Source organism: Chelatococcus sp. YT9, from assembly GCF_018398315.1.
Taxonomy (GTDB): domain Bacteria; phylum Pseudomonadota; class Alphaproteobacteria; order Rhizobiales; family Beijerinckiaceae; genus Chelatococcus.
This window is the reverse complement of the sequence record NZ_JAHBRW010000001.1, coordinates 1,231,802-1,252,424: the sequence shown is the minus strand read 5'-3', so window position 1 is coordinate 1,252,424 and position 20,623 is coordinate 1,231,802. Positions and strand designations below refer to the sequence as shown.

Below are 20,623 nucleotides of genomic sequence, written 5' to 3'. Positions count from 1 at the left end.
GATCATGAAGCGGTGGAACACCGTGGCGGGCAGCAGGGCGTGATGCGCCGGGATGATGGAGAGAGTGATGGTGAAAGCAGCCTCGTTGGCGGACAGACAAACGATCGCCCACCAGACCGCCCGCATGATGCTCGAGGTCAAGGCCATTCATTTCAACGCCGAAAAGCCATTCATCTTCACGTCTGGTTGGGCGAGTCCCGTCTACACGGATTGCCGCAAGCTGATTTCATATCCGCGGCTGCGCGCTGGGCTGATGGATTTCGCGGCGACGACCATCCTGCGCGACATCGGCTACGAATCGATCGATTGTGTGGCCGGGGGCGAAACGGCCGGCATCCCCTTTGCCGCGTGGATTGCGGACCGGCTGATGCTGCCGATGCAGTACATTCGCAAGAAGCCGAAGGGCTTTGGCCGCAACGCCCAGATCGAGGGTGAGGTCGTGGAGGGCGCGCGGACGCTCCTGGTCGAGGATCTGGCGACCGACGGTGGCAGCAAGGTGACCTTTGCGGATGCCATCCGCAACGCGGGCCAGACTGTCGATCACTGCTTCGTGCTTTTTTTCTACGACATATTCCCGACGGCTCGCGCTGATCTGAAGGCCATTGGGCTCGATCTCCATGCGCTCGTCACGTGGTGGGATGTGCTGGAGGTCGCGAAGGCGAGCGGCCATTTCGATGCCGGCGTATTGGCCGAGGTGGAGGCTTTTCTCAATCAGCCGACCCAGTGGTCCGCCGCCCACGGTGGCAAATCCGAGTTTGGCGGGCCGAAGAGCTAAAGAGCGAAGCACAGGCACGGCCAGGCCGCATCGTCCCGGAAATGCGCTGGGCAATTCCGGGAGGTTGTTGTTCGCTTTCTGTTGGCTCGGCGAGACGTAACGGTCGAGGGGCGGGTTCCGGTTCGCCCATCGCGCGAATTGTGCGGCGCGCTGACGTGTCGCCGCACGAGCCTGCGATCAGGTCATTTCCGGCTGCAGCTGCGCTGCCGGCACGCCCACAGCCAGCAGAAGATCGATCAGACGCCGGACCCGGCGGGTGGGCAAGGAACCTGGAATTGTCCGCCCTGCCTGCTCGTCCAGGCGCGCCATTGCCTCGACGAGTTCGGCCGTGCTCGCACCGGTTCCGATCATTTCGGTCGCGATCATATCGTCTATCGTGCCAACGAGCGCGTCGATGTCACCTCGTGATATGCCGGTCATTCAACTTCTCCCGCGCCTTTTCCATGGCGTAGAACGTTTTGCATGACAAGTGTTACGATGGTCCTAGGAGTCGCAGCTGTCACATTTACTTATTTTCTGATGAACTTCATAGAAACTGTCATAAAACCTTATCATTCAATCCTATGGGCGATCGTTCGAATGCAGAATCATGATTATGATTCGTGCGTCATCATACAGGTTCCAGGGCGTTATTCTAATCATGCGACGCGAATGCCTGTCGACGGCTGTGGGTCATGAATCCTGCCGCTTGAAAGAAGGCGCTGAAAATGCTCGCAAAATGTACCGCCGCACTCTATCTTATGAGGAGTGGTCCGCAACCGACCGATCATGAGGATCCTTCTCGCCATGGCCTCGTCTGAATCCGTCACCAGGACGACCGCAACGCCTTCTGATAACCGGCGGCTGGTTGTCGCGCTGTCAGCGGCGGCCGCTGTGCTGACGCTTTTCGCGGGGGCGATGCTGTGGGCGAGCCAGGGTGACGGCGTTTTCGTCGCCTGGGTCACGGCGGCGGTGGCTGGCTGTTTTTGAAGCCGGGCGGGTCGGCGGTGGTGAGATTGGCGAGAGCCACCATTTCCATGAAATGACGTTTTCGAGAGGCGACCATGTGCCGCCTTCTCCTGCCAGGCCGCTGCCGGGTATAGCGATGCTACCGGGGTTCTCCGCCAACTTGGTCCGGAAGGTCTGGGTACAAGAGGGCTGGTGGAGAAGCTTGGTCGACGGGAGCTTGGCTCTGGAGCATCGGCGCCGCCTTTGGGTGGCGTAACGGGAGCAACGCATATGAATCGTGACCGTGTCCGGCGTCTGGCGCTGCCCCTCGCGGCTTTCCTCTTCAGTGTCATTGTGCTCGGCATCGCCATCGTCTCGCTTGTTGATTTTCGGCGCGATGAGCCGGTGATTTCGTCCGTTGGGGGGCCGTTCGCCCTGACCGCGCAGGATGGGCGCACGGTCACGAACAAGGATCTCCTCGGCGCGCCATTCCTGGTGTTCTTCGGTTTCACCCACTGTCCCGATGTCTGTCCGACGACGCTGTTCGAGGCTTCCGAGCTGCTGAGAGCCGCGGGACCCGAAGGCGACAAGCTGCGCGTCCTGTTCGTCACGGTCGACCCCGAGCGTGACACGCCCGAAGTGTTGAAGAGCTATCTCGGCGCTTTCGATCCACGCATCATCGGCCTGTCTGGTTCGCCCGAGACAATCGCCGCCGTTCTCAAGTCCTACAAGGTCTACGCGCGAAAGGTGCCGACCAGCGACGGATACACCATGGATCACACCGCCATGGTGTATCTGATGGATGCCAAGGGGGGCTTCGTAAACGGCTTCGATCTCAAGCGCGCACCGGACGTCGCTGCGAAAGATCTGCTGAGTTACCTGTAATCTGGAGGCTGCGGCGCCGGGCGGATAGCCCGTGCTCAGTCTTGTTCCAGTTGAAGGGGGAAGTGACGAGGCCGACGAGACCGCGCCACGATGCGACCGACACCAGGACATAATAGAAGGGCAGCAGCGGCACATAGAGCATCAGCTTCCACGGGCCGCGCCGGGCGATGCCGATCATCGGCGGCAGCAGCATCGATACGAAGCCTGCAGTGAAGACGACAAGCGCCAGAGCGGCAAAACCTGCGTCCGCTATCGAGGAAACCGCTATGGTGCCGTTATTCACGATAAGCTTGGTCAGCACGATAAGGGCGAGTGTCGCGAACACCGGGTAAGCCAATGCGGTTGCGACAGTGCCGAAGGCCATCGTCACGACGCCGAGCGAACCGGCCCCGCCGAGTGTCCTGGCCGTATTGAGCGGCGCCCGGCTATGGGTGATGCAGACCTGCATCCAGCCCTTCATCCACCGGGCCCGCTGGCGCATCCAGGCTCCAAGATGCATCGGCGCCTCCTCGAGGGTCGCCGAGGGCAAATCGGCGACTTCGTAGCCGCGACACGCGAGCCGCACTCCGAGATCGGCATCTTCGGTCACGTTCCAGGCGTCCCAGCCCCTGATGTCGCGCAGCACGTCGGTGCGAAAATGGTTGGAGGTGCCGCCAAGCGGAACCGGTAGGCCGTAGCTGGCGAGACCGGGATTGATGACGTCGAACAGCGCCATGTATTCAATGGCGAACAGGGAAGCGAGAAGGCCGTCCTTGAAGTTGTCGATGACGAGACGCGCCTGGAGGCAGGCGACGGAACGCGGCATGCGGGCAAAGGTCCCGACGGCCAGGCGTAGCTGGTCGCGATCCGGCACATCTTCGGCGTCGTAGACGACGACAAATTCTCCGCGCGCGAGCGGCAGGGCGACGTTCAGCGCCCGTGGCTTCGTGCGGGGCTGCCCTGACGGGGCGATGATGACCTCGATGAAATTGGGTATTTCCATGGACCGGACAGCGGCGCGCATCGGCTCGTCGTCTTCTTCGAGGACAAGTTTGATATCCAGCTTGGCGGCTGGATAATCGAGGTTTTGCAGAGCACTGACGATCTGGCCGAGCACGCGCGTCTCTCGAAACAGCGGCACGATGATGGTGTAGGTCGGCAAGTGCTCGTCGCCGTGCTGTTCGCTGCCCCATGCGAGTGAAGGCCTGCGCCGCGGCCGAACCGGTACCCGCTCGAGGCAGCATGCGAGCCTCACCGTGATCATTGCCAGGAAGACAAGGCTGATGAGACCGACGATGACCTGCTGGACTATGTCGGGGGCCAGCGTTGCCATGAAGCTCGCGGCGCACACGGCAGTCGCCGCGGACGCGATCTGCGCCTTTGTCGCGCCGTCACGCGCGGAAAGGGCAGGGTCCTCATCGGGCAGTTCGTGGGCCGCACGACGCGCGATGCGGGCGGCGGACGCCGCCATGACCCGCTCGGCCAGACGCCGTGGCGCGATCAAAGCCACTCGCTGCCCGGAGAACTTGGGTCCTCGCAGGAGCAATTCCTGCACGGCGCTGCCCCGTGGCGCGATGGCGAAGGCCAGGTGGCGCCGGTTCGGTTGCAATGCCACGATACCGGCGCGAATTCCCAAGTCGTAGGGCGCTTGCGGGCTGATGGCCACGTCATGAGGGAGGAGTGGCACGCCAGTTTCTGTGGCCAGCGCACGATAGAAGGTGTCTTCGTCAAGGAATCCCAAAGCCAGCAAGGCCTCGGATGGTGTGACACCCCACAGGAGCGCGTAGCGCTTGGCTTTGATGAGTTGCGGAACGGTCACGCCGTGCGCCGCCAGAAAGGCGATCTCAGGCGGCAAGGGCTCGTTGTCGCCCTCAGGTGACCACCGATAACGCAACAGCCGGCCTTCCCCGCCGGCATTGCTGCCCCGATGCATAGTTTTCCCCCAAATTGTCCCCGGAGCGCATTGTGCTAGAACTTTCGCAACAATTGCGAGTCAAATCCGACTCATTCCATGGTCGAATAGACGCTGGCCATCCGATGCCTGGATCAGAATGAAGCCCTTCCTGCCCTGTATTCTCCGGATCGTTTGGTCGTGGCGGCGGCCGTCGGCGATTGCCGCTGCCATGACGGCTTTCTTCGTTCTGGCTTTGAGTGTGGGCATCTCTTCCGCTCAGGAAGGGCGGCCGCGTGGCGTCTCGGACGAGGTTGCTGTTCCAAATTTCTGGAATCGGCAGAATTCCCCCAACAAACCGGATCTGACTGGTTTGCGGGTCATCCGTTTTCTCACGGATGATTTGTATCCGCCGTTGCATTTTGCCGATGCGGAGGGCTTACCGACTGGCTTTTCGGTGGATCTCGCGCGGGCCGTCTGCGACGTCCTGCAGGTTGCCTGCACCATTCAGGTCCGGCGTTTCGATACGCTTCTCGAGTCGCTTGCCGAGAGCCGTGGCGATGCCATCGCCGCCGCCATCCCGATCCGGGAGGATTTGCGTCAGCGCTTCTCGGTGACGTCGCCGTACTACAGGACCCCCGCCCGTTTCGTGGCGCGGGCAGGCGGCGATCTGCCCGAGCCCACGGTGGAAGCGATCGTCGGGCGCACGGTCGGTGTCGTGGAGCGCTCAGCTCACCGCGCCTACCTCAAGGCGACTTTTCCGGGCGCGAAGGTCGAAACCTTCATCAATCTCGGCCTGGCACAGGATGCGCTGCGTGATGGCAAGGTCGACTATGTCTTCGCCGACGGTCTCAGCATGGCGCTCTGGCTGAACGGGAGCGATGCGGCAGGCTGCTGTCGTTTCATCGGCGGGCCCTACACCGAGAGCCGGTATTTCGGCGAGGGGGTGGGATTCATCACCCGGCGGGATGATCCCATCCTGCGCCAGGCGCTCGACTACGGCCTGCAGAAGGTATGGGAAGATGGCACCTATGCGGAGCTTTACCTCCGCTACTTTCCGGTGAGCTTCTACTGAGGCTCGCCAGCGGATGTCGGGAGTTCCGCGTGAGGAAGGTATCGGGTGCGCTTCTGCGTCTCACACGCTATCCTCTTGTTCGAGCAACGCATTTCACTAGAAACCACGTGCACTTTTGCGATCGATGTTCTAGTGTCCGCCGCGTTTGCCTCAGTTTGGCCTCTATAGAGCTTCTGGTGGCAGACCCCTTTGACATCCTGAAAACCTGAAAGTTGAGTTCATGACGACCCCCCTCGCGCTCGATCGCGGCGTTATCGATGCGGCTCACGCATCACAGGCCTGGCCTTTCGAAGAGGCCCGCAAGCTCGTTGCACGCCTGGAACGCTCGGGGAAAAAATCGGTGCTGTTCGAGACCGGCTACGGGCCCTCCGGTTTGCCGCATATAGGCACCTTCGGCGAAGTGGCGCGCACCTCGATGGTGCGCCATGCCTTCCGAGTGCTGACCGAAGACAAGATTCCAACCCGCCTCGTGGCGTTTTCCGACGACATGGACGGCCTGCGCAAGGTCCCCGACAATATTCCGAACAAGGAGCAGACAGCCGCCTATCTCGGCAAGCCATTGACGCAGGTGCCGGATCCGTTCGGCACGCATCCGAGCTTCGGGCAACACAACAATGCGCGCCTGCGCGCCTTCCTGGATGCCTTCGGCTTCGACTATTCCTTCCAGTCGGCGACCGAGACGTATAAGTCGGGCGTGTTCGATGCCACGCTCAAGCTGGTGCTGGAGCGCTATGATGCGGTGATGGCCATCATGCTGCCCAGCCTCCGGGCTGAGCGGGCGCAGAGCTACTCGCCCTTCCTGCCCATTCATCCCAAGACCGGCATCGTCATGCAGGTGCCTCTCGATGAGATAAAGCCCGACGCGGGCACGATCGTGTGGCGTGATCCAGAGACTGGCGAGCGTTTCGAGACGCCGGTCACGGGCGGCCATGCCAAGCTGCAGTGGAAGCCCGACTGGGCTATGCGCTGGGTGGCGCTCGGCGTGGACTACGAAATGGCCGGCAAGGACCTGATCGATTCCGTCAAGCTATCGGGCCAGATCGCGCGCGCGCTCGGCGCCGTGCCTCCGGATGGTTTCAACTACGAGCTTTTCCTGGATGAGAGGGGCCAGAAGATCTCGAAGTCCAAGGGCAACGGCCTCACGATCGAGGAATGGCTGTCCTACGGGATGCCGGAGAGCCTCGCGCTCTTCATGTATTCGAAGCCGCGTGAAGCCAAGCGGCTCTATTTTGACGTCATCCCGCGGCAGGTCGATGAATATGCGGCCCATCTCGCCGCCTATCAGAAGCAGGCGGAGCCGCAGCGGCTCTCGAATCCCGTCTGGCATATCCACGCCGGCAACCCGCCGGAGCCGGAGACCGTCGCGGCGGCCGGGGATAACAGCGGGCGCAGCCAGCTCTCCTTCGCGCTGCTCCTGAATATCGTGGCGGTCGCGAACGCCGAGAGCAAGGACATGCTCTGGGGCTATATCCGTCGCTATGCGCCGGGTGTCGGCCCGGAGACGCATCCGCGGCTCGACGCGCTGGTCGGCTACGCCATCCGCTATTTCCAAGACTTTGTGAAGCCGGCGAAAACCTATCGCTTGGCCGACGACGAGGAGAAGGCAGCGCTTGAGGCCCTCTCGGCGGCGCTTTCGGCGCTTCCTGCGGACGCATCAGCCGAAAAGATCCAGGAAGTTCTCTACGATGTGGCCCGGCCGATCCCGCGCTATCAAGACTTCAACGCCAAGAACGCGACGCCCGAGCGGCCCGGCGTGTCCAACGCCTGGTTCAACACGATCTACCAGATCCTGCTGGGCGAGGAGCGCGGGCCGCGTTTCGGCTCCTTCGTCGCCGTCTACGGCATTCCGGAGACACGCGCGCTCATTGCCAAGGCGCTGAACGGCGAGCTCATCGCCGAGCATCAAGCCTTCCTGGCCGCTCGCGGAGCCGCCTGAGAACGAAGAAGACGAGCGGCGGCCATGAATGGCGCCGCTCGTCCTTTGCAGCAGGTGACGTGTGTCGCGGCCGCGATCCCTCAGATCGTCTCACGACGCTGTACGCTTTCATCTCAAAGCATGCGCGAGCATCAAACCCACGGCTCAAAGTTGTGTGGCGCGCTACTGGCTCGCCCACATCACGCGCGCCATCCATGAGACGTCCGCGAGTGACAGCACGCGGTCGGCGTGGTCGGGGTTGAGGGAGCGCAGCTCGACGGTCTTCACCGTGCGGCGTTTGAGCTCTTTCACCATCACCTCGCCATCGGTCGTGCGCACCACCACCCGGTCGCCCCGGCGTGGTGCCGCTGTGGGCGAAACGATGATGACATCGCCGTCGCGATAAAGCGGCAGCATGGATTCGCCGGAAATCTCCAGCGCATAGAACCGATCATCACCCATGTCCGGGAAGGCGACCTCGTCCCAGCCGGTGCCGACAGGGAAGCCGCCGTCGTCGAAATAGCCGCCATGGCCAGCCTGCGCGAAGCCGATGAGCGGCAGCCCGCGCGGAGCGCGGCGCCCGCCACGCTCCAGGCTCGCCATAAATTCGTCAAGGGAGGCCCCCGTCGCTTCGAGGATCTTGGCAATCGATTCCGTCGAAGGCCAGCGCAAGCGGCCGTCCGGGCCGATGCGCTTGGACCGGTTGAAGGACGTCGGATCAAGCCCGGCCTTGCGGGCAAGACCGGAAGGCGAGAGGCCATAACGTGCCGCGAGCCCATCGACGGCTGACCAGATCTGATCATGCGAGAGCATCGAAGCGGCTTTCATGTAAGGCTAGGATAATTCCCTTACTATAGGATAATATGCCTTTTTGCAAGAGGGCAGGCGGCTCCCGGCCGTTGCAGCGGGGGCTACCTTCAACCTGGTGTGGGGGGGGGAGGCGCCAGGCCTCGGGACTTCTGGTAACGCGCTGGCGCCCCAAAAGCCTCCTGATCCCGAAATTCACGAAGGAAGCTCGACGTTGCGATGCCCTGATCCCACGCATCAGCGCCCCTGCGGCGCAGTCGGATCTGCACTGAGCGGGTTGATCTCTAACCGCGCCTGCCCTACCCACCTGATGAGGAGGCGACGCCTGTGTCCACCATCGACGAATCCTGCATCTACAAGATTTGCCCGGAGACCTTGTGGCGAGAGGCTGAGCGTAACGGTGTCTTCGCGGGCGCGCCGGTGGATCACGCCGACGGCTTCATCCATTTCTCGACGGCAGCGCAGGTTCGCGAGACCGCTCGCCGCCACTTCGCCGGGCAGCAGGGTCTTCTGCTGGTCGCCACCGATCCCGCCGCGCTTGGCGCTGCGCTGCGCTTTGAGCCGTCACGCGGGGGCGACCTCTTTCCGCATCTTTACGCCACCCTGCCGTTGTCGGCGGTGCGCCGCGTCGTGCCGCTGCCCCTCGCTGCCGATGGCGGGCATGTCTTTCCGGAAGAAATCCCATGATGTCGATGCTCGCCGCTCTCGCGCGGCCGTTTCTGGCGCAGCTTGATGCCGAGACGGCACATCGCCTGACCATCCGCGCATTGGCGGCGCTGCCGCCCGCGAGGCCACCACGGAGCGATCCGAAGCTCAAGGTCGAGGCCTTCGGCTTGAGCTTTCCCAACCCAGTCGGCCTTGCCGCGGGCTTCGACAAGAACGCCGAGGTGCCCGATGCGATGCTCGGCTTCGGCTTCGGCTTCGTGGAGGCGGGTACGCTGACCCCGCGGCCGCAGGAGGGCAACCCGCGCCCCCGTGTTTTCCGGTTGCCGGCCGACCAGGGCGTCATCAACCGGCTCGGCTTCAACAATGGTGGCCATGCCGCCGCCGAGGCACGGCTCGCAGCGCGACGCGGTAGGGCGCACCCAGAGGCGATCGTCGGCATCAATATCGGCGCCAATAAGGACTCGGCCGATCGCGCGGCGGATTACGTGGCTGGTGTGAAGGCCTTCGCGCCTTACGCCAGCTATTTCACCGTCAATATCTCCTCACCCAACACGCCGGGACTGCGTGATCTCCAGCAGGCGGCCGCCCTGGATGATCTCCTCGCCCGCGTGCTTGAGGCACGCGACGGCGCCAGTGACCCGCGTCGCCCCGTGATCCTCAAGATCGCGCCGGATGTCACCCTCGCCGAGCTCGACGATATAGTCAGGGTGGCCCGTGCCCGCGCCATCGACGGCATGATCGTCGGCAATACCACCATCAGCCGGCCCGCGACCTTGCGGGATTCGCGGGTGACGGAGGCGGGTGGCCTTTCCGGCCAGCCGCTGTTTCCGCTCGCGACGCGGATGCTTGCCGAGACCTTCCTGCGTGTCGAGGGCGCCTTTCCGTTGATCGCGGCCGGCGGCATTTCATCTGCAGAGACCGCTTGGCAGAAGATCCGCGCCGGCGCGACATTGATGCAGCTCTACAGCGCGCTGGTTTATCACGGCCTAGAGCTGGTGGGCGTCATCCAGCAGGGCCTCATCGCCAGGCTCGCGGCCGAGGGAGGCACGCTGGCCCACCATGTCGGCCAGGACGCCAGCGCCTGGACGCGCGCGGGCTGACTATCGCTGGGGGCCTATCGCCCCCTGCTGGTCACGCGGAGCAGGAGCCAGATCGGCACGACGATGATGGCGCCGTAGACGAGCCATTGGCCGACTTCCATCAGCGTTTCCAGGCCTCGGCCGAAGATGCGATCGATGAACCTGACGATGCCTTCGACCAGGCTGAAGGGCGTGATCCCAAGAAAGGCCATGAGCGCGCCGACAAGGATCGACAGAAAGACCAGCCGCACCAGAACCGCTCCCGGCGAACCGCCGAGAAAACGCTGCAGTGAACCATTGGCCATACGCATGCTCCCGTTGCCGATGCTGCCGCCTGCTGGACGACAATCGCTCATTGATGTTTCATCGCAGGCCCGTCCATCGAGCGCAACCGGTCTGTCGCATGCTTGATCCTGCCCTGTTCGATCCTGCCGCCGTTGACCCCGAGACGGCGGCGCTCAATGCCACGATCATCGCCAATGCCGACTTGGCTCCAGACCAGTGGAGCCTGCCGCCGGCCGTCATTCGCGACATGCGCGCCAAAGGCATCGGGGCCTTCCCCCTGGCGCCAAAAAGCCCGCGCGCCGAGACCGTGACGATCCCCGGGCCGGGTGGTCCTCTCGCGCTCCGGATCATCGCGCCGCAGCAACCGCGCGGTGTCTATTTCCATGTCCATGGCGGAGGGTGGACGTTCGGTGGGGCGGACCTGCAGGATGGCCGTCTCGAGCGCTGGGTCGAGAAAGCGGGACTGGCGTGTGTTTCCGTCGAATACCGGCTCGCGCCTGAGCATCCCTATCCCGCCGCGCCTGACGATTGCGAGGCGGCGGCGCTCTGGCTCGTGCGGGAAGCCAAGGACCGCTTCGGCACGGAGCGATTGTTCATCGGCGGGGAATCGGCGGGCGCGCATCTGTCTGTCGTGACCTTGCTGCGCCTCCGCGACCGACATCGGCTCACGCCCTTCCGCGCCGCCAATCTCGTGGCTGGAGCCTTCGACCTCGGGATGACTCCGAGCGCCCGGCAGTTCGGCGAAGACAAGCTGATTTTGCGGACGCTCGACATTCATCTCTTCGTCCAGAACTTCTTGCGCAACGGCGGAGATCTGCGGGCCCCCGACATCTCACCGCTTTACGGCGATCTCCGTGGCCTGCCCCCGGCGATTTTCACCATCGGTACCCGCGACGCGTTGCTCGACGACAGCCTGTTCATGAGCGCGCGCTGGACAGCGGCCGGCAATCGCGCGGAACTCGCGGTCTACCCCGGCGGATGTCATGTCTTCATCGGCTTCCCAAGCGCCCTGACCGAAAGGGCCCTGAGCCGCAGCGAAGCTTTTCTGGCGGAGTTCTAGGTTCTCCGGCTGCATAGAAGACCGCGTAGACCGGGGCAATCGGTTCTTACAGGTGCCGGCAGGTCCCTCAGAGAATGACAGGGAGGGGCCGCTCTCAGGCGGCGGTTCCCGTCCCGGTAACCCTGCCGGCCAGGATGACGGCCTGCGTGCGGCTCTCGACGCCGAGCTTCTGCAGGATCGCGGAGACATGAGCCTTCACAGTGGCCTCGGACACGCTGAGCTCATAGGCGATCTGCTTGTTGAGCAGCCCCTCCGTCAGCATCATGAGGACACGCAACTGCTGTGGCGTGAGGCGGGAAAGGCGTTTAGCAGCATCGCTCAGCGCCGCGTCACCGGCCGTTGAAAGGTCTATATCCGGCGGGACCCAGGTGTGTCCCGCGAGGACGGAACGCACGGCCTCGCCGATGCTCGCGACGCCGAGAGACTTAGGGATAAATCCTGAGGCGCCACAGTCCATGCAGCCGCGAATGACCGTTCTGTCGTCGTTGCCGGACACGATGACGACCGGGGTGCCGGGATGCTGTGCACGAAGATACATCAAGCCGGACAGGCGCTGTGCTCCGGGAATGGCGAGATCGAGCAAGACAAGATCGACGTCGCCTTTTTCCGCCAGGACCGCAACCGCGTCATCAAAAGTGCCGACGTCGATCACCGTCGCCTGAGGCATCAGCGTCGTAATGGTTTGCTGCAAAGCCCCGCGATAAAGCGGGTGGTCATCTGCGATGACGATCTGCACAGATGGCTGATCGTTCAATGGAATGGGCCTCCCGAATTTTGCCACATTGTTTCGCGTCACGCCTTGCGGCGCAAGAGTAACTCTAAAAAAACCAAAAAATTGGGATAATTTCGCGATCCCCCATCCGATAGGACAGTGTCCTTGCCCTAATCTTTGCCTCTGAGCAAGGCTTCAAGGAACTCGATGCGGTCCGCTTCCCGCGGCGGCTTGTCCCAGCGGATGCGGCTTATGCGCGGAAAGCGCATGGCGATACCGGATTTGTGGCGTGGTGACGATTGCAGGCCCTCGAAGGCAACCTCCAGGACCAATCCGCTGTCGCGTGCATGTACGACCTCCCGTACGGGGCCGAAACGATTGACGGTGGACTGGCGCACGAAGCGGTCGAGCTTGGTGAGTTCCTCGTCGGTGAAGCCGAAATAGGCTTTGCCGACCGGTACCAGCTCTTCCTCGCCTTCCGGTCCGCGCCACACGCCGAAGGTGTAGTCCGAATAAAGCGAGGATCGCTTGCCGTGCCCGCGCTGAGCATACATCAGGACAGCATCCACCGTATGCGGATCGCGCTTCCACTTGAACCAGGGCCCCTTGGGACGGCCGGGTACATAAGTGCTGTCATGGCGCTTCAGCATCAAGCCTTCGATGGCAGCAGCATCCGCGCCGCCACCAGCGGAGGCGGGATCCATCCGTGCCGCCGCCAGAGCGTCCCAGTTCGCCGCCACGACGAGAGGAGACAAATCGATGCGGGTGCCGGAAAGGCGGCGCACGAAGCGTTCGAGCCGCTGCCGGCGCTCGCTGAACGGCAGCGCACGCAGATCCTCCCCCGCTTCCGCCAGGAGATCATAGGCGCGGATATGGGCGGGATATTCCGCCACCAGCTTCGGCGTGACCGACTTCCGGTTGAGCCGCTGCTGCAACACGTTGAAGCTCTGCACGAGCCCGCCTCGCATGATGAGCAACTCGCCATCGATGGCGCCGTCGAACCCGGCGTCGGCGAGGATTGCTCCGACGAGATCGGGAAAGGCACCCGAAATATCCTCGCCCGTGCGTGTATAGAGCCGCACCTGGCGATGGGCGTCGTTCCGCCCGCGGCTCGTGCCGGCCACGGCCTGGATGCGGATTCCGTCCCATTTCCACTCGGCGGAGAAATCGGCGGGATCGAGCTTGTCGATGTCCACTTCCTCGAGCGCGTGCGCCAGCATCGGTGGGCGAAAGGGAACCGCCGATGTGGCTTCCGGCTTATCGCCGCGCCCTTCGACCCAGGCGAACAAGGCCTCGTACGGCGCCTCCAGTCCGTGCCAGACCTCCTCGATATCGTCCGCCTCGAGAGCGCCGAGTTCTGCCACCGCCGTCTTGGCAAGTCGCGCGGACACGCCGACGCGCAGGCCGCCTGTAATGAGCTTGAGCAGGGCCCAGCGCCCTGTCTCGTCGAGACCATCGAGCCAGCCGGCGACGAGGGGCGGCAGGTCGGGCTTCAGCGTCGCCGTGAGCGCCTCGACGACTTCGGTCAAGGTTGGAGCCGGCGGATGATTGTGGCCACTTGTGGGAAGGCTCGAAGATCCCTCCCCTTCACGGGAGGGCCCTTCGCGCAGCGGAGGGGCTGGGGCGCCCCCTCCCGTCTCCGCGCTGCGCGCGGATCCACCCTCCCCTTGAGGGGAGGGATCGATGGCCGCCATGCCAGCCGGGACAGGCCCCGGCCACATCAGGGCGACGGTTTCCGAGAGATCGCCGACGTAGTCGTAGGACAGGGCGAACAAAACGGGATCCGTGCGCTCGGCAATCAAGGACCGAATGACGCCGGGCTTTGCGTTGGCGAAGGAGAGCGCGCCGGTCAGCGCAGCGAGCGCGAAGCCACGTTCAGGATCAGGCGTCTCGCGAAAATAGGCGCTCATCAGCCTGAGCTTGGCATTGCGGCGTGGCTCATAGGAGAGGCGATCGAGCAGCTCGGCGAAGCGGTTCATGGCGTTTTGCCCTCCGTCGCTCCTTCGCTCGCAATCGGCATCTCGTTCTCGGCTGCGGCCGCCTCCTCGTCGTCGCCATAGCCAAGCATGTGCAGAGGCTTTGCCTTGAGGCCACGGGTCGTGCACCAGTGGACCAAGGCGTCGGCCTCGCCATGAGTGACCCAGATCTCAGAGGCGCCGGTCTCGCAGATGGTGGTGCAGAGATCCTCCCAATCGGCGTGGTCGGAGACCACCAGCGGCAGCTCCACGCCGCGTTGACGTGCTCTGGCCCGCACCCGCATCCAGCCTGAGGCGAAGGCAGTGACCGGATCGGCAAAGCGGCGCGACCAGATTTCCTGCGTCGCGCTCGGCGGGCAGAGGATGATCGAACCCGCGAAGGTGCCGCGGCCAGCTTCCTCGGCGAGAGGGACCTTGCGGATATCACCCAAAGGGACGCCCAACGTCTCATAGAGAGCCATCAGCCGTTCCATGGCGCCGTGGATATAGACCGGCGCATCGTGTCCCGCCTCACGCAGGAGGGCGACGAGCCGCTGCGCCTTACCCAACGAGTAGGCGCCGACGAGATGGCTGCGCTCTGGAAACAGGGCGACTGAATCGAGCAGTTTCGCTACTTCGTCGCGCGTCGGCGGATGGCGGAACACGGGTAGGCCGAAGGTCGCCTCGGTGATGAAAACATCGCAGGCGATCGGTTCAAAAGCGGTGCAAGTCGGATCCGGCTCGCGCTTGTAGTCGCCCGAATTGACGATGCGGCAACCGCCTGCCTCGATGAGGATCTGGGCGGATCCGAGCACATGACCTGCCGGATGGAAGGTGACGGTGACGCCACCGAGCCGCATCGGTTCGCCCAGCACGGCCGCCTGCCGCGTGCCGCAGAACCCCTCGCCGCACCGCACCGCCATGATGGCGAGCGTCTCCGTCGTGGCGAGCACAGCGCCATGACCTGGCCGGGCATGGTCGGAATGGCCATGAGTGATCAACGCTCGCGGCACCGGCCGCAGCGGATCGATGTGGAAGTTGCCAGGCGGACAATAAAGCCCTTCGGGCGTGAGCGTGAGAAGATCGGTGGGGCGCATGCTCCCCGAAAGATAAGTCTTTCTGCGGCCATGCACAGGGGCAGGGGTGATTGTCGCATACATGTCGAGAGAAGCGCTTTTGAAAAGACAGCCCTGGTTTCCCGCTCCGACGCTTCGTCTCGCCGGGAATGACACGAGGGAACCGCTGCCGCTGATCCCTCCCTTCAAGGGGAGGGTGGCCTCGCGCAGCGAGGTCGGGTGGGCGCGCAACGAGGCAGAGAGCGATGCTGTGCTGGCCATGCGGCTGTCGCCGTTCTCCGGCCGGGGTCAGCCGTCCGGCCCCCCACGCGGTGCCTGCGGCGCCCCCTCCCCTGGAGGAGAGGGATCAGGGCGGCGTCCAATGGAGGCCAGATCCGTCAAATCCGCATACACTTTTCAGCGCAATGCACTAGATTGGCTCCGTGCCCGATGCGCCGCCCATATTCCCTTTGCCGGAGCCTTTTGCCGGCTGGTTCGCCGCCCGGGGCTGGACACCGCGCGTCCATCAGCTCGAACTTTTGGCCAAGGCAGAGGCCGGCCGATCGGCGCTGCTGGTTGCACCAACCGGCGCCGGCAAGACGTTGGCCGGCTTTCTGCCGAGTCTCGTCGAGCTCACCGCGCGCAGCCGACATCCGGACCTCTCGCGCGGCGTGCACACGCTCTACATCTCGCCACTGAAGGCTCTGGCGGTCGACGTCGCCCGCAATCTGGAGACACCGGCGCGCGAGATGGGGCTGCCGGTCAGGATCGAGACGCGCACCGGCGATACGCCTGCCCACAAGCGCGCCCGCCAGATCGAGCGGCCACCGGACATCCTGCTGACGACGCCGGAGCAACTGGCGCTTCTCCTTGCCCACCGCGAGTCCGAGGCCTTTTTCGCAAGCCTGAAGCGCGTGGTGCTTGATGAATTGCACGCGCTCGTAACCTCCAAGCGGGGTGATTTACTCTCGCTCGGCCTGGCGCGGCTCGGAAAGCTCGCGCCAGGTCTGACCGCTGTCGGGCTTTCCGCCACGGTGCGGGAGCCGGAGGTGCTCGCCCGCTATCTCCCGGGGGATGCGCCTCCCGATATTGTCGTGGTCAAGGGCGGCGCGCAGCCGGACATCGGCATCCTGGAGACACAGGTGGCGCCGCCACTCGCCGGTCACACCGCTGGCCACGCGATGCGCGAGATCTATGCAGCCATCCGTGCGCACAAGCTCAGCCTTGTGTTCGTGAACACTCGCATGCAGGCAGAGTTCTTGTTCCAGGAGCTCTGGCATATCAACGACGACAATCTCGCCATCGCGCTCCATCATGGCTCGCTCGACGTCGCACAACGCCGCCGTGTCGAGGAAGCAATGGCGGCGGGCCAACTCAAGGCCGTCGTCTGTACCTCGACGCTCGATCTCGGCATCGACTGGGGTGACGTCGATCTCGTCGTCAATGTGGGCGCGCCGAAGGGGGCGAGCCGTCTGATGCAGCGTATCGGACGTGCAAATCACAGGCTCGACGAGCCGTCGCAGGCGGTGTTGGTGCCGGCGAACCGCTTTGAGGTGCTGGAGTGCCGGGCAGCGCTCGATGCGGTCGCCGAGGCTGCACAGGACACGCCGGATGCGCGCATCGGCGCGCTGGACGTGCTCGCGCAACATATTCTCGGCATGGCCTGCGGAGCCCCTTTCGCGGCTGATGCGCTCTATGAGGAAGTACGGCGTGCGGCGCCTTACGCCGGCCTCAGCCGGGCTGATTTCGACGCAACCGTCGATTTTGTCGCGACCGGCGGTTACGCGCTCAGAAGCTATGAGCGCTTCGCCAAGATCGCGCGGGGGCGCGACGGATTGTGGCGCGTCGCCAATCCACGCGTGGCCCAGCAATACCGTCTGAACGTCGGCACCATAGTCGAGGCGGCGATGCTCAAGGTGCGCGTCTCGAAGCCGCGCCGGGGCGTCCAGCCGACTCAAGGCTGGATGCGCGGCGGGCGCGTCCTCGGCGAGGTGGAGGAATATTTCGCGGAGGGGCTTTCGCCCGGTGACACCTTCGTCTTCGCCGGCGAGGTCCTGCGCTTCGAGGCCATTGTGGAGAACGAGGTGATCACCCAGCGCACGGCGCCTGGTACCGATCCCAAGGTCCCCTCTTACGAAGGTGGCAAGTTTCCCCTCTCGACCTTTCTCGCGGATCGGGTGCGTGCGATGCTGGCGGCCCCGGACGACTGGCATCGCTTGCCAACACCCGTGTCGAACTGGCTGGAGGGGCAGCGACGGCTTTCGCGCCTGCCCGGCCGCGAGGGGCTCCTGGTGGAGACTTTTCCGCGCGCGGGCAGGTATTTTCTTGTCTGCTACCCTTTCGAGGGGCGGCTCGCCCATCAGACGCTCGGCATGCTGTTGACCCGCCGGCTGGAGCGGGCACGGCTCAACCCCCTTGGCTTCGTGGCCAACGATTATGGCCTCGCCGCCTGGTGCCTGTCGGATATTGATGCCGCCATTGCTGCGGACAGATTGTCTGTCAATGGCCTCTTCGGCCAGGACATGCTGGGTGACGACCTGGAGGAATGGCTCGCCGAATCGGCGCTCATGAAGCGCAGCTTTCGGCAATGCGCCATCATCGCCGGTCTCATCGAGCGCCGCTTTCCCGCGCAGCAGAAGTCGCAGCGCCAGGTCACCATGTCGACTGATCTCGTCTACGACGTGCTGCGCCGCCACGAACCGCAGCATCTCCTCCTCCGAGCGGCGCGGGCGGATGCGGCCACTGGCCTGCTTGACCTCGCGCGCCTCGCCGGCATGCTGGGGCGCATCGAGGGCCGAATCACGCATCAGCCGCTTGAGCGGCTGTCGCCGCTCTCGATCGCCGTGATGCTGGAAATCGGCCGTGAGCTGGTCTACGGCGAGGCAGCTGAGACGATCCTGGCGGATGCGGAGGCGAGCCTCATCGAAGAGGCACTGGGGTAAGGCGCGGCTGCGGCGAATGAGCGAGACATTGATTTGAGCATGGTGATCGCCAGGGAGAGCGCCGAGGGCGGAAGCCAGAACACTGCTCGCGCGGTGCTGCTCGGTGGGCTTGTGGCCGAGGCTGATCCGCGCGGGGCGCTCTTCCTCAGCGAGGAGCGCATGCTCGTGGTGGCGGACCTGCACCTTGAGAAGGGCTCCTCCTATGCTCGCCGCCGGATCTTTCTGCCGCCTTACGATACCAAGGCGACGCTGGAGCGACTGGCGGCCGTGATCGACATATATGCGCCGCGCATCGTTGTCGCGCTCGGCGACAGCTTCCACGATGATGGCGGCGGATCGAGGCTCGATGTTGGTGATCGGGACCGGCTTGAGGCGTTGCAGCGCGGACGCCAATGGATCTGGATCACCGGAAATCATGATCCCTCACCGCCGGTCGGAGTTGGCGGCGACGTGGTCGCGGAGATGTCGGCCGGCGGGATAGCCTTGCGGCATATTCCCGGTAGCGCGCCGGATTGCCGTGCGGCCTTCGAGCTTGCTGGCCATCTGCATCCTGTCGCGAAAGTTGCCTCGCGAGGCCAGGTCGTCCGCCGCCGCTGCTTCGCACTCGGGCCTGGGCGCTGCGTGCTACCGGCCTTTGGCGCCTATGCCGGCGGGCTGAACGTACGCGATGAGGCCTTCGCGCCGCTCTTCCCGCGCGGGATGACAGCCCACGTGCTCGGCCGTCGCACCTTCGCTATCGCGTCGCCGCAATTGCTGCCGGATTGAGCGCCGACGCCTTTCGCGCCGCTACTCACGGCGGAAGACGACTGTCGCCAGCCAGCCAAGGAAGAGCGCGCTCGCGGCGGCGATGAGACCGTAGAGGAAGCCATAGTCGCGGGCGAGAACGACCGTTGCCTGTTCAAAGCCCGTCTTTTCGACCTCGAAATTGGTTGACTGCCGCGAGAGCGCGACCCCGTCAGACAAGAGGATGGTTTCCACCTCATAGAGGCCTGTCGGGGCTATGGCGGGCAGATCAATCTTCGCCCGGAACAGGTTCCGCGTCAGGAAGACAACACCTTCGGGATCTTCCTGGAAGAGGTGTTGCTGGCGGCGCAGTCGAATGAAGGCGTCGATGAAGTCCTCGCCCATGATGTTCGCGCCGGGAAGAGGCGACGCGAATTCCGCTTCCAGTCCCAGCTTCAGCCGCCCGCGCACGGGTTCTCCCGCGATGTCGGTGATGGCGCGCGAGCTTACGACGGCGAGATAAACCGGTTGGTCGACGAAGCGGCGCTGCCCGCGGGTGATCCAGAGCGGACCCAGCGGTTCCTTCTCGCGCACCAGGGCCGTACGCCTGGGACCACGCACGGTGACGACGAGATCATAGGGCGCGGCGCGTGTCGCCGTGCGCGCGTCGCGCTCGATCGAGCCGAAGAGGACGAGGGAGGCTCCGGTGTAATTCGAGTTGATGGCAACGCGATAGGTCGACAGCGAGGTGACGAGCGTTTCCGCGGTCGCCGGTAACATGCTGGCGAGACAAGCGAGAAGGGCCAGCGCGCTCCGTTTCATCAGTTGTCCAGCGTCACGATGGAAAAGGTCTCGTCGGGCTTCAGGATGATATCGCCGGCGAAGCGGACGCCGACGCCGAGTATGAGGAGCGCGAGCAGCAGACGGAAAGCGTCGCCGCGTAGATTACGCCCGACGATCGCGCCAAACTGCGCTCCCATCACGCCCCCGACGATCAGGAGCAGGGCGAGGACCAGATCAACTGAATGGTTGGAGGTGGCGTGCATGATCGTCGCCGCCACCATGGTGAGCAGGATCTGGAAGAGCGAGGTGCCCACCACGACCGCGGCCGGGATGCGGAACAGGTAAATCAGCGCGGGAACGGCGATAAAGCCGCCGCCGATGCCAAGCACGGCACCGATGAAGGCGATGAGGAGGGCGAGCAGCGCCAGCGGTATGATGCTTCCGTAGAGCTTCGACTGGTGGAAGCGCATCTTCAGCGGCAATCCGAGATACCAGGGATGTTCGCCGGGCCTGCGCGGCGGTCGTCTGACGCCCTTGCGGGTCAGCCATATGGCGCGCAGGCTCTCGAACAGCATCAATCCGCCGATTACGCCGAAGAGCACGACATAGGCGATGGCGATAATGACATCGAGCTGGCCAAGCCGCCGCATCACATTGAAGAACCACACGCCGAGGACTGTGCCGATGAGGCCGCCCCCAGCGAGCACCAGGCCGAGCTTCACGTCCACGGCCCGTCGTCGCCAGTAGCCGATGGAACCGGTCATCGAGGACGCGGCGATCTGCGCCGCTTGGGTGGCGACGGCGATCGCAGTCGGAATGCCGATGAAAATCAGCAACGGCGTCATCACGAAGCCGCCGCCCACGCCGAACAGGCCGGAAATGAAGCCGACACCGCCGCCCATTGCCAGCAGCAGCAACCAGTTCACCGAGACATCGGCGATGGGAAGATAGATCTGCACGACGCGCCTTACGAACGGAATCAGCACATGTGACAAAGCACCGGCACCGCAAGCACGATGCCGGTCCAACAATACGGCGCATAGTCCTTAGAGAATCGTCGATTCCACCCTTTGGATATGCGTTTTTTCAGATGGTTACGCCCACGGAAC

Annotated in this window: 19 protein-coding genes; 10 read left to right on the top strand and 9 right to left on the bottom strand. The window is 64.1% G+C overall.

Translation table 11 applies throughout. From position 1 onward, the window contains the following. The first annotated feature begins 67 nt into the window (after positions 1 to 67). Complete coding sequence (locus KIO76_RS05665) at positions 68 to 775, top strand: orotate phosphoribosyltransferase (RefSeq protein ID WP_213321866.1); 708 nt, start codon at positions 68 to 70, stop codon at positions 773 to 775. A 177-nt stretch (positions 776 to 952) separates the two neighbouring features. Here the strand turns inward: KIO76_RS05665 and KIO76_RS05660 are convergent, their stop codons facing one another. Continuing rightward, positions 953 to 1,195: a hypothetical protein gene (locus KIO76_RS05660; RefSeq protein ID WP_213321865.1), complete on the bottom strand. Its 243-nt coding sequence runs from the start codon at positions 1,193 to 1,195 to the stop codon at positions 953 to 955. A gap of 366 nt (positions 1,196 to 1,561) precedes the next feature. Here KIO76_RS05660 and KIO76_RS05655 point away from each other — a divergent pair, with 366 nt between their 5' ends. Together KIO76_RS05655 and KIO76_RS05650 are read left to right on the top strand one after the other, a co-directional pair. Next, a complete protein-coding gene (locus tag KIO76_RS05655) occupies positions 1,562 to 1,744 on the top strand; it encodes a hypothetical protein (RefSeq protein ID WP_213321864.1) in 183 nt (60 codons plus the stop codon). A gap of 249 nt (positions 1,745 to 1,993) precedes the next feature. Then, positions 1,994 to 2,587, top strand: coding sequence for an SCO family protein (locus KIO76_RS05650; protein WP_213321863.1), 594 nt, complete (start codon positions 1,994 to 1,996; stop codon positions 2,585 to 2,587). On the opposite strand, the gene KIO76_RS05645 is transcribed toward KIO76_RS05650, so the two are convergent. Beyond that, positions 2,538 to 4,499: a glycosyltransferase gene (locus KIO76_RS05645; protein ID WP_213321862.1), complete on the bottom strand. Its 1,962-nt coding sequence runs from the start codon at positions 4,497 to 4,499 to the stop codon at positions 2,538 to 2,540. The genes KIO76_RS05650 and KIO76_RS05645 overlap by 50 nt on opposite strands. Before the next feature lie 190 nt (positions 4,500 to 4,689). Between KIO76_RS05645 and KIO76_RS05640 the strand changes: the two genes are divergently transcribed. After that, positions 4,690 to 5,532, top strand: a complete 843-nt coding sequence (locus KIO76_RS05640; protein ID WP_213321861.1) for a transporter substrate-binding domain-containing protein — start codon at positions 4,690 to 4,692, stop codon at positions 5,530 to 5,532. Between the two features lie 220 nt (positions 5,533 to 5,752). Next, positions 5,753 to 7,468, top strand: a complete 1,716-nt coding sequence (locus KIO76_RS05635; protein WP_213321860.1) for a lysine--tRNA ligase — start codon at positions 5,753 to 5,755, stop codon at positions 7,466 to 7,468. 162 nt (positions 7,469 to 7,630) lie between these two features. Here KIO76_RS05635 and KIO76_RS05630 read toward each other — a convergent pair whose 3' ends face one another. Further along, entirely contained in the window at positions 7,631 to 8,260 is a 630-nt protein-coding gene (locus KIO76_RS05630) for a S24 family peptidase (RefSeq protein WP_213321859.1), read from the bottom strand. Between the two features lie 321 nt (positions 8,261 to 8,581). On the opposite strand from KIO76_RS05630, the gene KIO76_RS05625 reads away from it, so the two are divergent. Together KIO76_RS05625 and KIO76_RS05620 are read left to right on the top strand one after the other, a co-directional pair. Then, on the top strand, positions 8,582 to 8,941 hold the full coding sequence (locus tag KIO76_RS05625) for a DUF952 domain-containing protein (protein ID WP_291975749.1): 360 nt from the start codon (positions 8,582 to 8,584) through the stop codon (positions 8,939 to 8,941). Continuing rightward, a complete protein-coding gene (locus tag KIO76_RS05620) occupies positions 8,938 to 10,020 on the top strand; it encodes a quinone-dependent dihydroorotate dehydrogenase (RefSeq protein ID WP_213321858.1) in 1,083 nt (360 codons plus the stop codon). Before KIO76_RS05625 ends, KIO76_RS05620 begins: the two co-directional genes overlap by 4 nt. Positions 10,021 to 10,034: 14 nt before the next feature. Here KIO76_RS05620 and KIO76_RS05615 read toward each other — a convergent pair whose 3' ends face one another. Then, on the bottom strand, positions 10,035 to 10,304 hold the full coding sequence (locus tag KIO76_RS05615) for a DUF6460 domain-containing protein (protein ID WP_213321857.1): 270 nt from the start codon (positions 10,302 to 10,304) through the stop codon (positions 10,035 to 10,037). Positions 10,305 to 10,402: 98 nt separating this feature from the next. Between KIO76_RS05615 and KIO76_RS05610 the strand changes: the two genes are divergently transcribed. Beyond that, on the top strand, positions 10,403 to 11,344 hold the full coding sequence (locus tag KIO76_RS05610) for an alpha/beta hydrolase (RefSeq protein ID WP_213321856.1): 942 nt from the start codon (positions 10,403 to 10,405) through the stop codon (positions 11,342 to 11,344). A 94-nt stretch (positions 11,345 to 11,438) separates the two neighbouring features. On the opposite strand, the gene KIO76_RS05605 is transcribed toward KIO76_RS05610, so the two are convergent. The 3 genes from KIO76_RS05605 to KIO76_RS05595 form a co-directional block, all read right to left on the bottom strand. Beyond that, positions 11,439 to 12,098 (bottom strand): LuxR C-terminal-related transcriptional regulator, encoded by a 660-nt coding sequence (locus KIO76_RS05605; protein ID WP_213321855.1) that lies wholly within the window; start codon positions 12,096 to 12,098, stop codon positions 11,439 to 11,441. A gap of 128 nt (positions 12,099 to 12,226) precedes the next feature. Continuing rightward, the gene (locus KIO76_RS05600; RefSeq protein ID WP_213321854.1) at positions 12,227 to 14,035 is read right to left on the bottom strand and encodes a cisplatin damage response ATP-dependent DNA ligase; all 1,809 of its coding nucleotides are present in this window, start codon (positions 14,033 to 14,035) and stop codon (positions 12,227 to 12,229) included. Then, the gene (locus KIO76_RS05595; RefSeq protein WP_213325048.1) at positions 14,032 to 15,108 is read right to left on the bottom strand and encodes a ligase-associated DNA damage response exonuclease; all 1,077 of its coding nucleotides are present in this window, start codon (positions 15,106 to 15,108) and stop codon (positions 14,032 to 14,034) included. Before KIO76_RS05595 ends, KIO76_RS05600 begins: the two co-directional genes overlap by 4 nt. Positions 15,109 to 15,509: 401 nt before the next feature. Here KIO76_RS05595 and KIO76_RS05590 point away from each other — a divergent pair, with 401 nt between their 5' ends. Further along, positions 15,510 to 18,008: a ligase-associated DNA damage response DEXH box helicase gene (locus KIO76_RS05590; RefSeq protein ID WP_213321853.1), complete on the top strand. Its 2,499-nt coding sequence runs from the start codon at positions 15,510 to 15,512 to the stop codon at positions 18,006 to 18,008. A 39-nt stretch (positions 18,009 to 18,047) separates the two neighbouring features. Beyond that, positions 18,048 to 18,773, top strand: coding sequence for a ligase-associated DNA damage response endonuclease PdeM (pdeM, locus tag KIO76_RS05585; RefSeq protein WP_213321852.1), 726 nt, complete (start codon positions 18,048 to 18,050; stop codon positions 18,771 to 18,773). A gap of 21 nt (positions 18,774 to 18,794) precedes the next feature. On the opposite strand, the gene KIO76_RS05580 is transcribed toward pdeM, so the two are convergent. Both KIO76_RS05580 and KIO76_RS05575 read right to left on the bottom strand, forming a co-directional pair. Next, positions 18,795 to 19,553: a TIGR02186 family protein gene (locus KIO76_RS05580; protein ID WP_213321851.1), complete on the bottom strand. Its 759-nt coding sequence runs from the start codon at positions 19,551 to 19,553 to the stop codon at positions 18,795 to 18,797. Further along, positions 19,553 to 20,473 (bottom strand): sulfite exporter TauE/SafE family protein, encoded by a 921-nt coding sequence (locus tag KIO76_RS05575; RefSeq protein WP_213321850.1) that lies wholly within the window; start codon positions 20,471 to 20,473, stop codon positions 19,553 to 19,555. The genes KIO76_RS05580 and KIO76_RS05575 overlap by 1 nt, the downstream gene beginning before the upstream one ends. Positions 20,474 to 20,623: the final 150 nt, after the last annotated feature.

Bases quoted from the DNA above. Each gene is read 5' to 3' on its own strand.
- KIO76_RS05665 (WP_213321866.1), top strand. From the start codon at position 68: ATGGTGAAAGCAGCCTCGTTGGCGGACAGACAAACGATCGCCCACCAG.
- KIO76_RS05660 (WP_213321865.1), bottom strand. From the start codon at position 1,195: ATGACCGGCATATCACGAGGTGACATCGACGCGCTCGTTGGCACGATA.
- KIO76_RS05655 (WP_213321864.1), top strand. From the start codon at position 1,562: ATGGCCTCGTCTGAATCCGTCACCAGGACGACCGCAACGCCTTCTGAT.
- KIO76_RS05650 (WP_213321863.1), top strand. From the start codon at position 1,994: ATGAATCGTGACCGTGTCCGGCGTCTGGCGCTGCCCCTCGCGGCTTTC.
- KIO76_RS05645 (WP_213321862.1), bottom strand. From the start codon at position 4,499: ATGCATCGGGGCAGCAATGCCGGCGGGGAAGGCCGGCTGTTGCGTTAT.
- KIO76_RS05640 (WP_213321861.1), top strand. From the start codon at position 4,690: ATGACGGCTTTCTTCGTTCTGGCTTTGAGTGTGGGCATCTCTTCCGCT.
- KIO76_RS05635 (WP_213321860.1), top strand. From the start codon at position 5,753: ATGACGACCCCCCTCGCGCTCGATCGCGGCGTTATCGATGCGGCTCAC.
- KIO76_RS05630 (WP_213321859.1), bottom strand. From the start codon at position 8,260: ATGCTCTCGCATGATCAGATCTGGTCAGCCGTCGATGGGCTCGCGGCA.
- KIO76_RS05620 (WP_213321858.1), top strand. From the start codon at position 8,938: ATGATGTCGATGCTCGCCGCTCTCGCGCGGCCGTTTCTGGCGCAGCTT.
- KIO76_RS05615 (WP_213321857.1), bottom strand. From the start codon at position 10,304: ATGGCCAATGGTTCACTGCAGCGTTTTCTCGGCGGTTCGCCGGGAGCG.
- KIO76_RS05610 (WP_213321856.1), top strand. From the start codon at position 10,403: ATGCTTGATCCTGCCCTGTTCGATCCTGCCGCCGTTGACCCCGAGACG.
- KIO76_RS05600 (WP_213321854.1), bottom strand. From the start codon at position 14,035: ATGAACCGCTTCGCCGAGCTGCTCGATCGCCTCTCCTATGAGCCACGC.
- KIO76_RS05595 (WP_213325048.1), bottom strand. From the start codon at position 15,108: ATGCGCCCCACCGATCTTCTCACGCTCACGCCCGAAGGGCTTTATTGT.
- pdeM (WP_213321852.1), top strand. From the start codon at position 18,048: ATGGTGATCGCCAGGGAGAGCGCCGAGGGCGGAAGCCAGAACACTGCT.
- KIO76_RS05580 (WP_213321851.1), bottom strand. From the start codon at position 19,553: ATGAAACGGAGCGCGCTGGCCCTTCTCGCTTGTCTCGCCAGCATGTTA.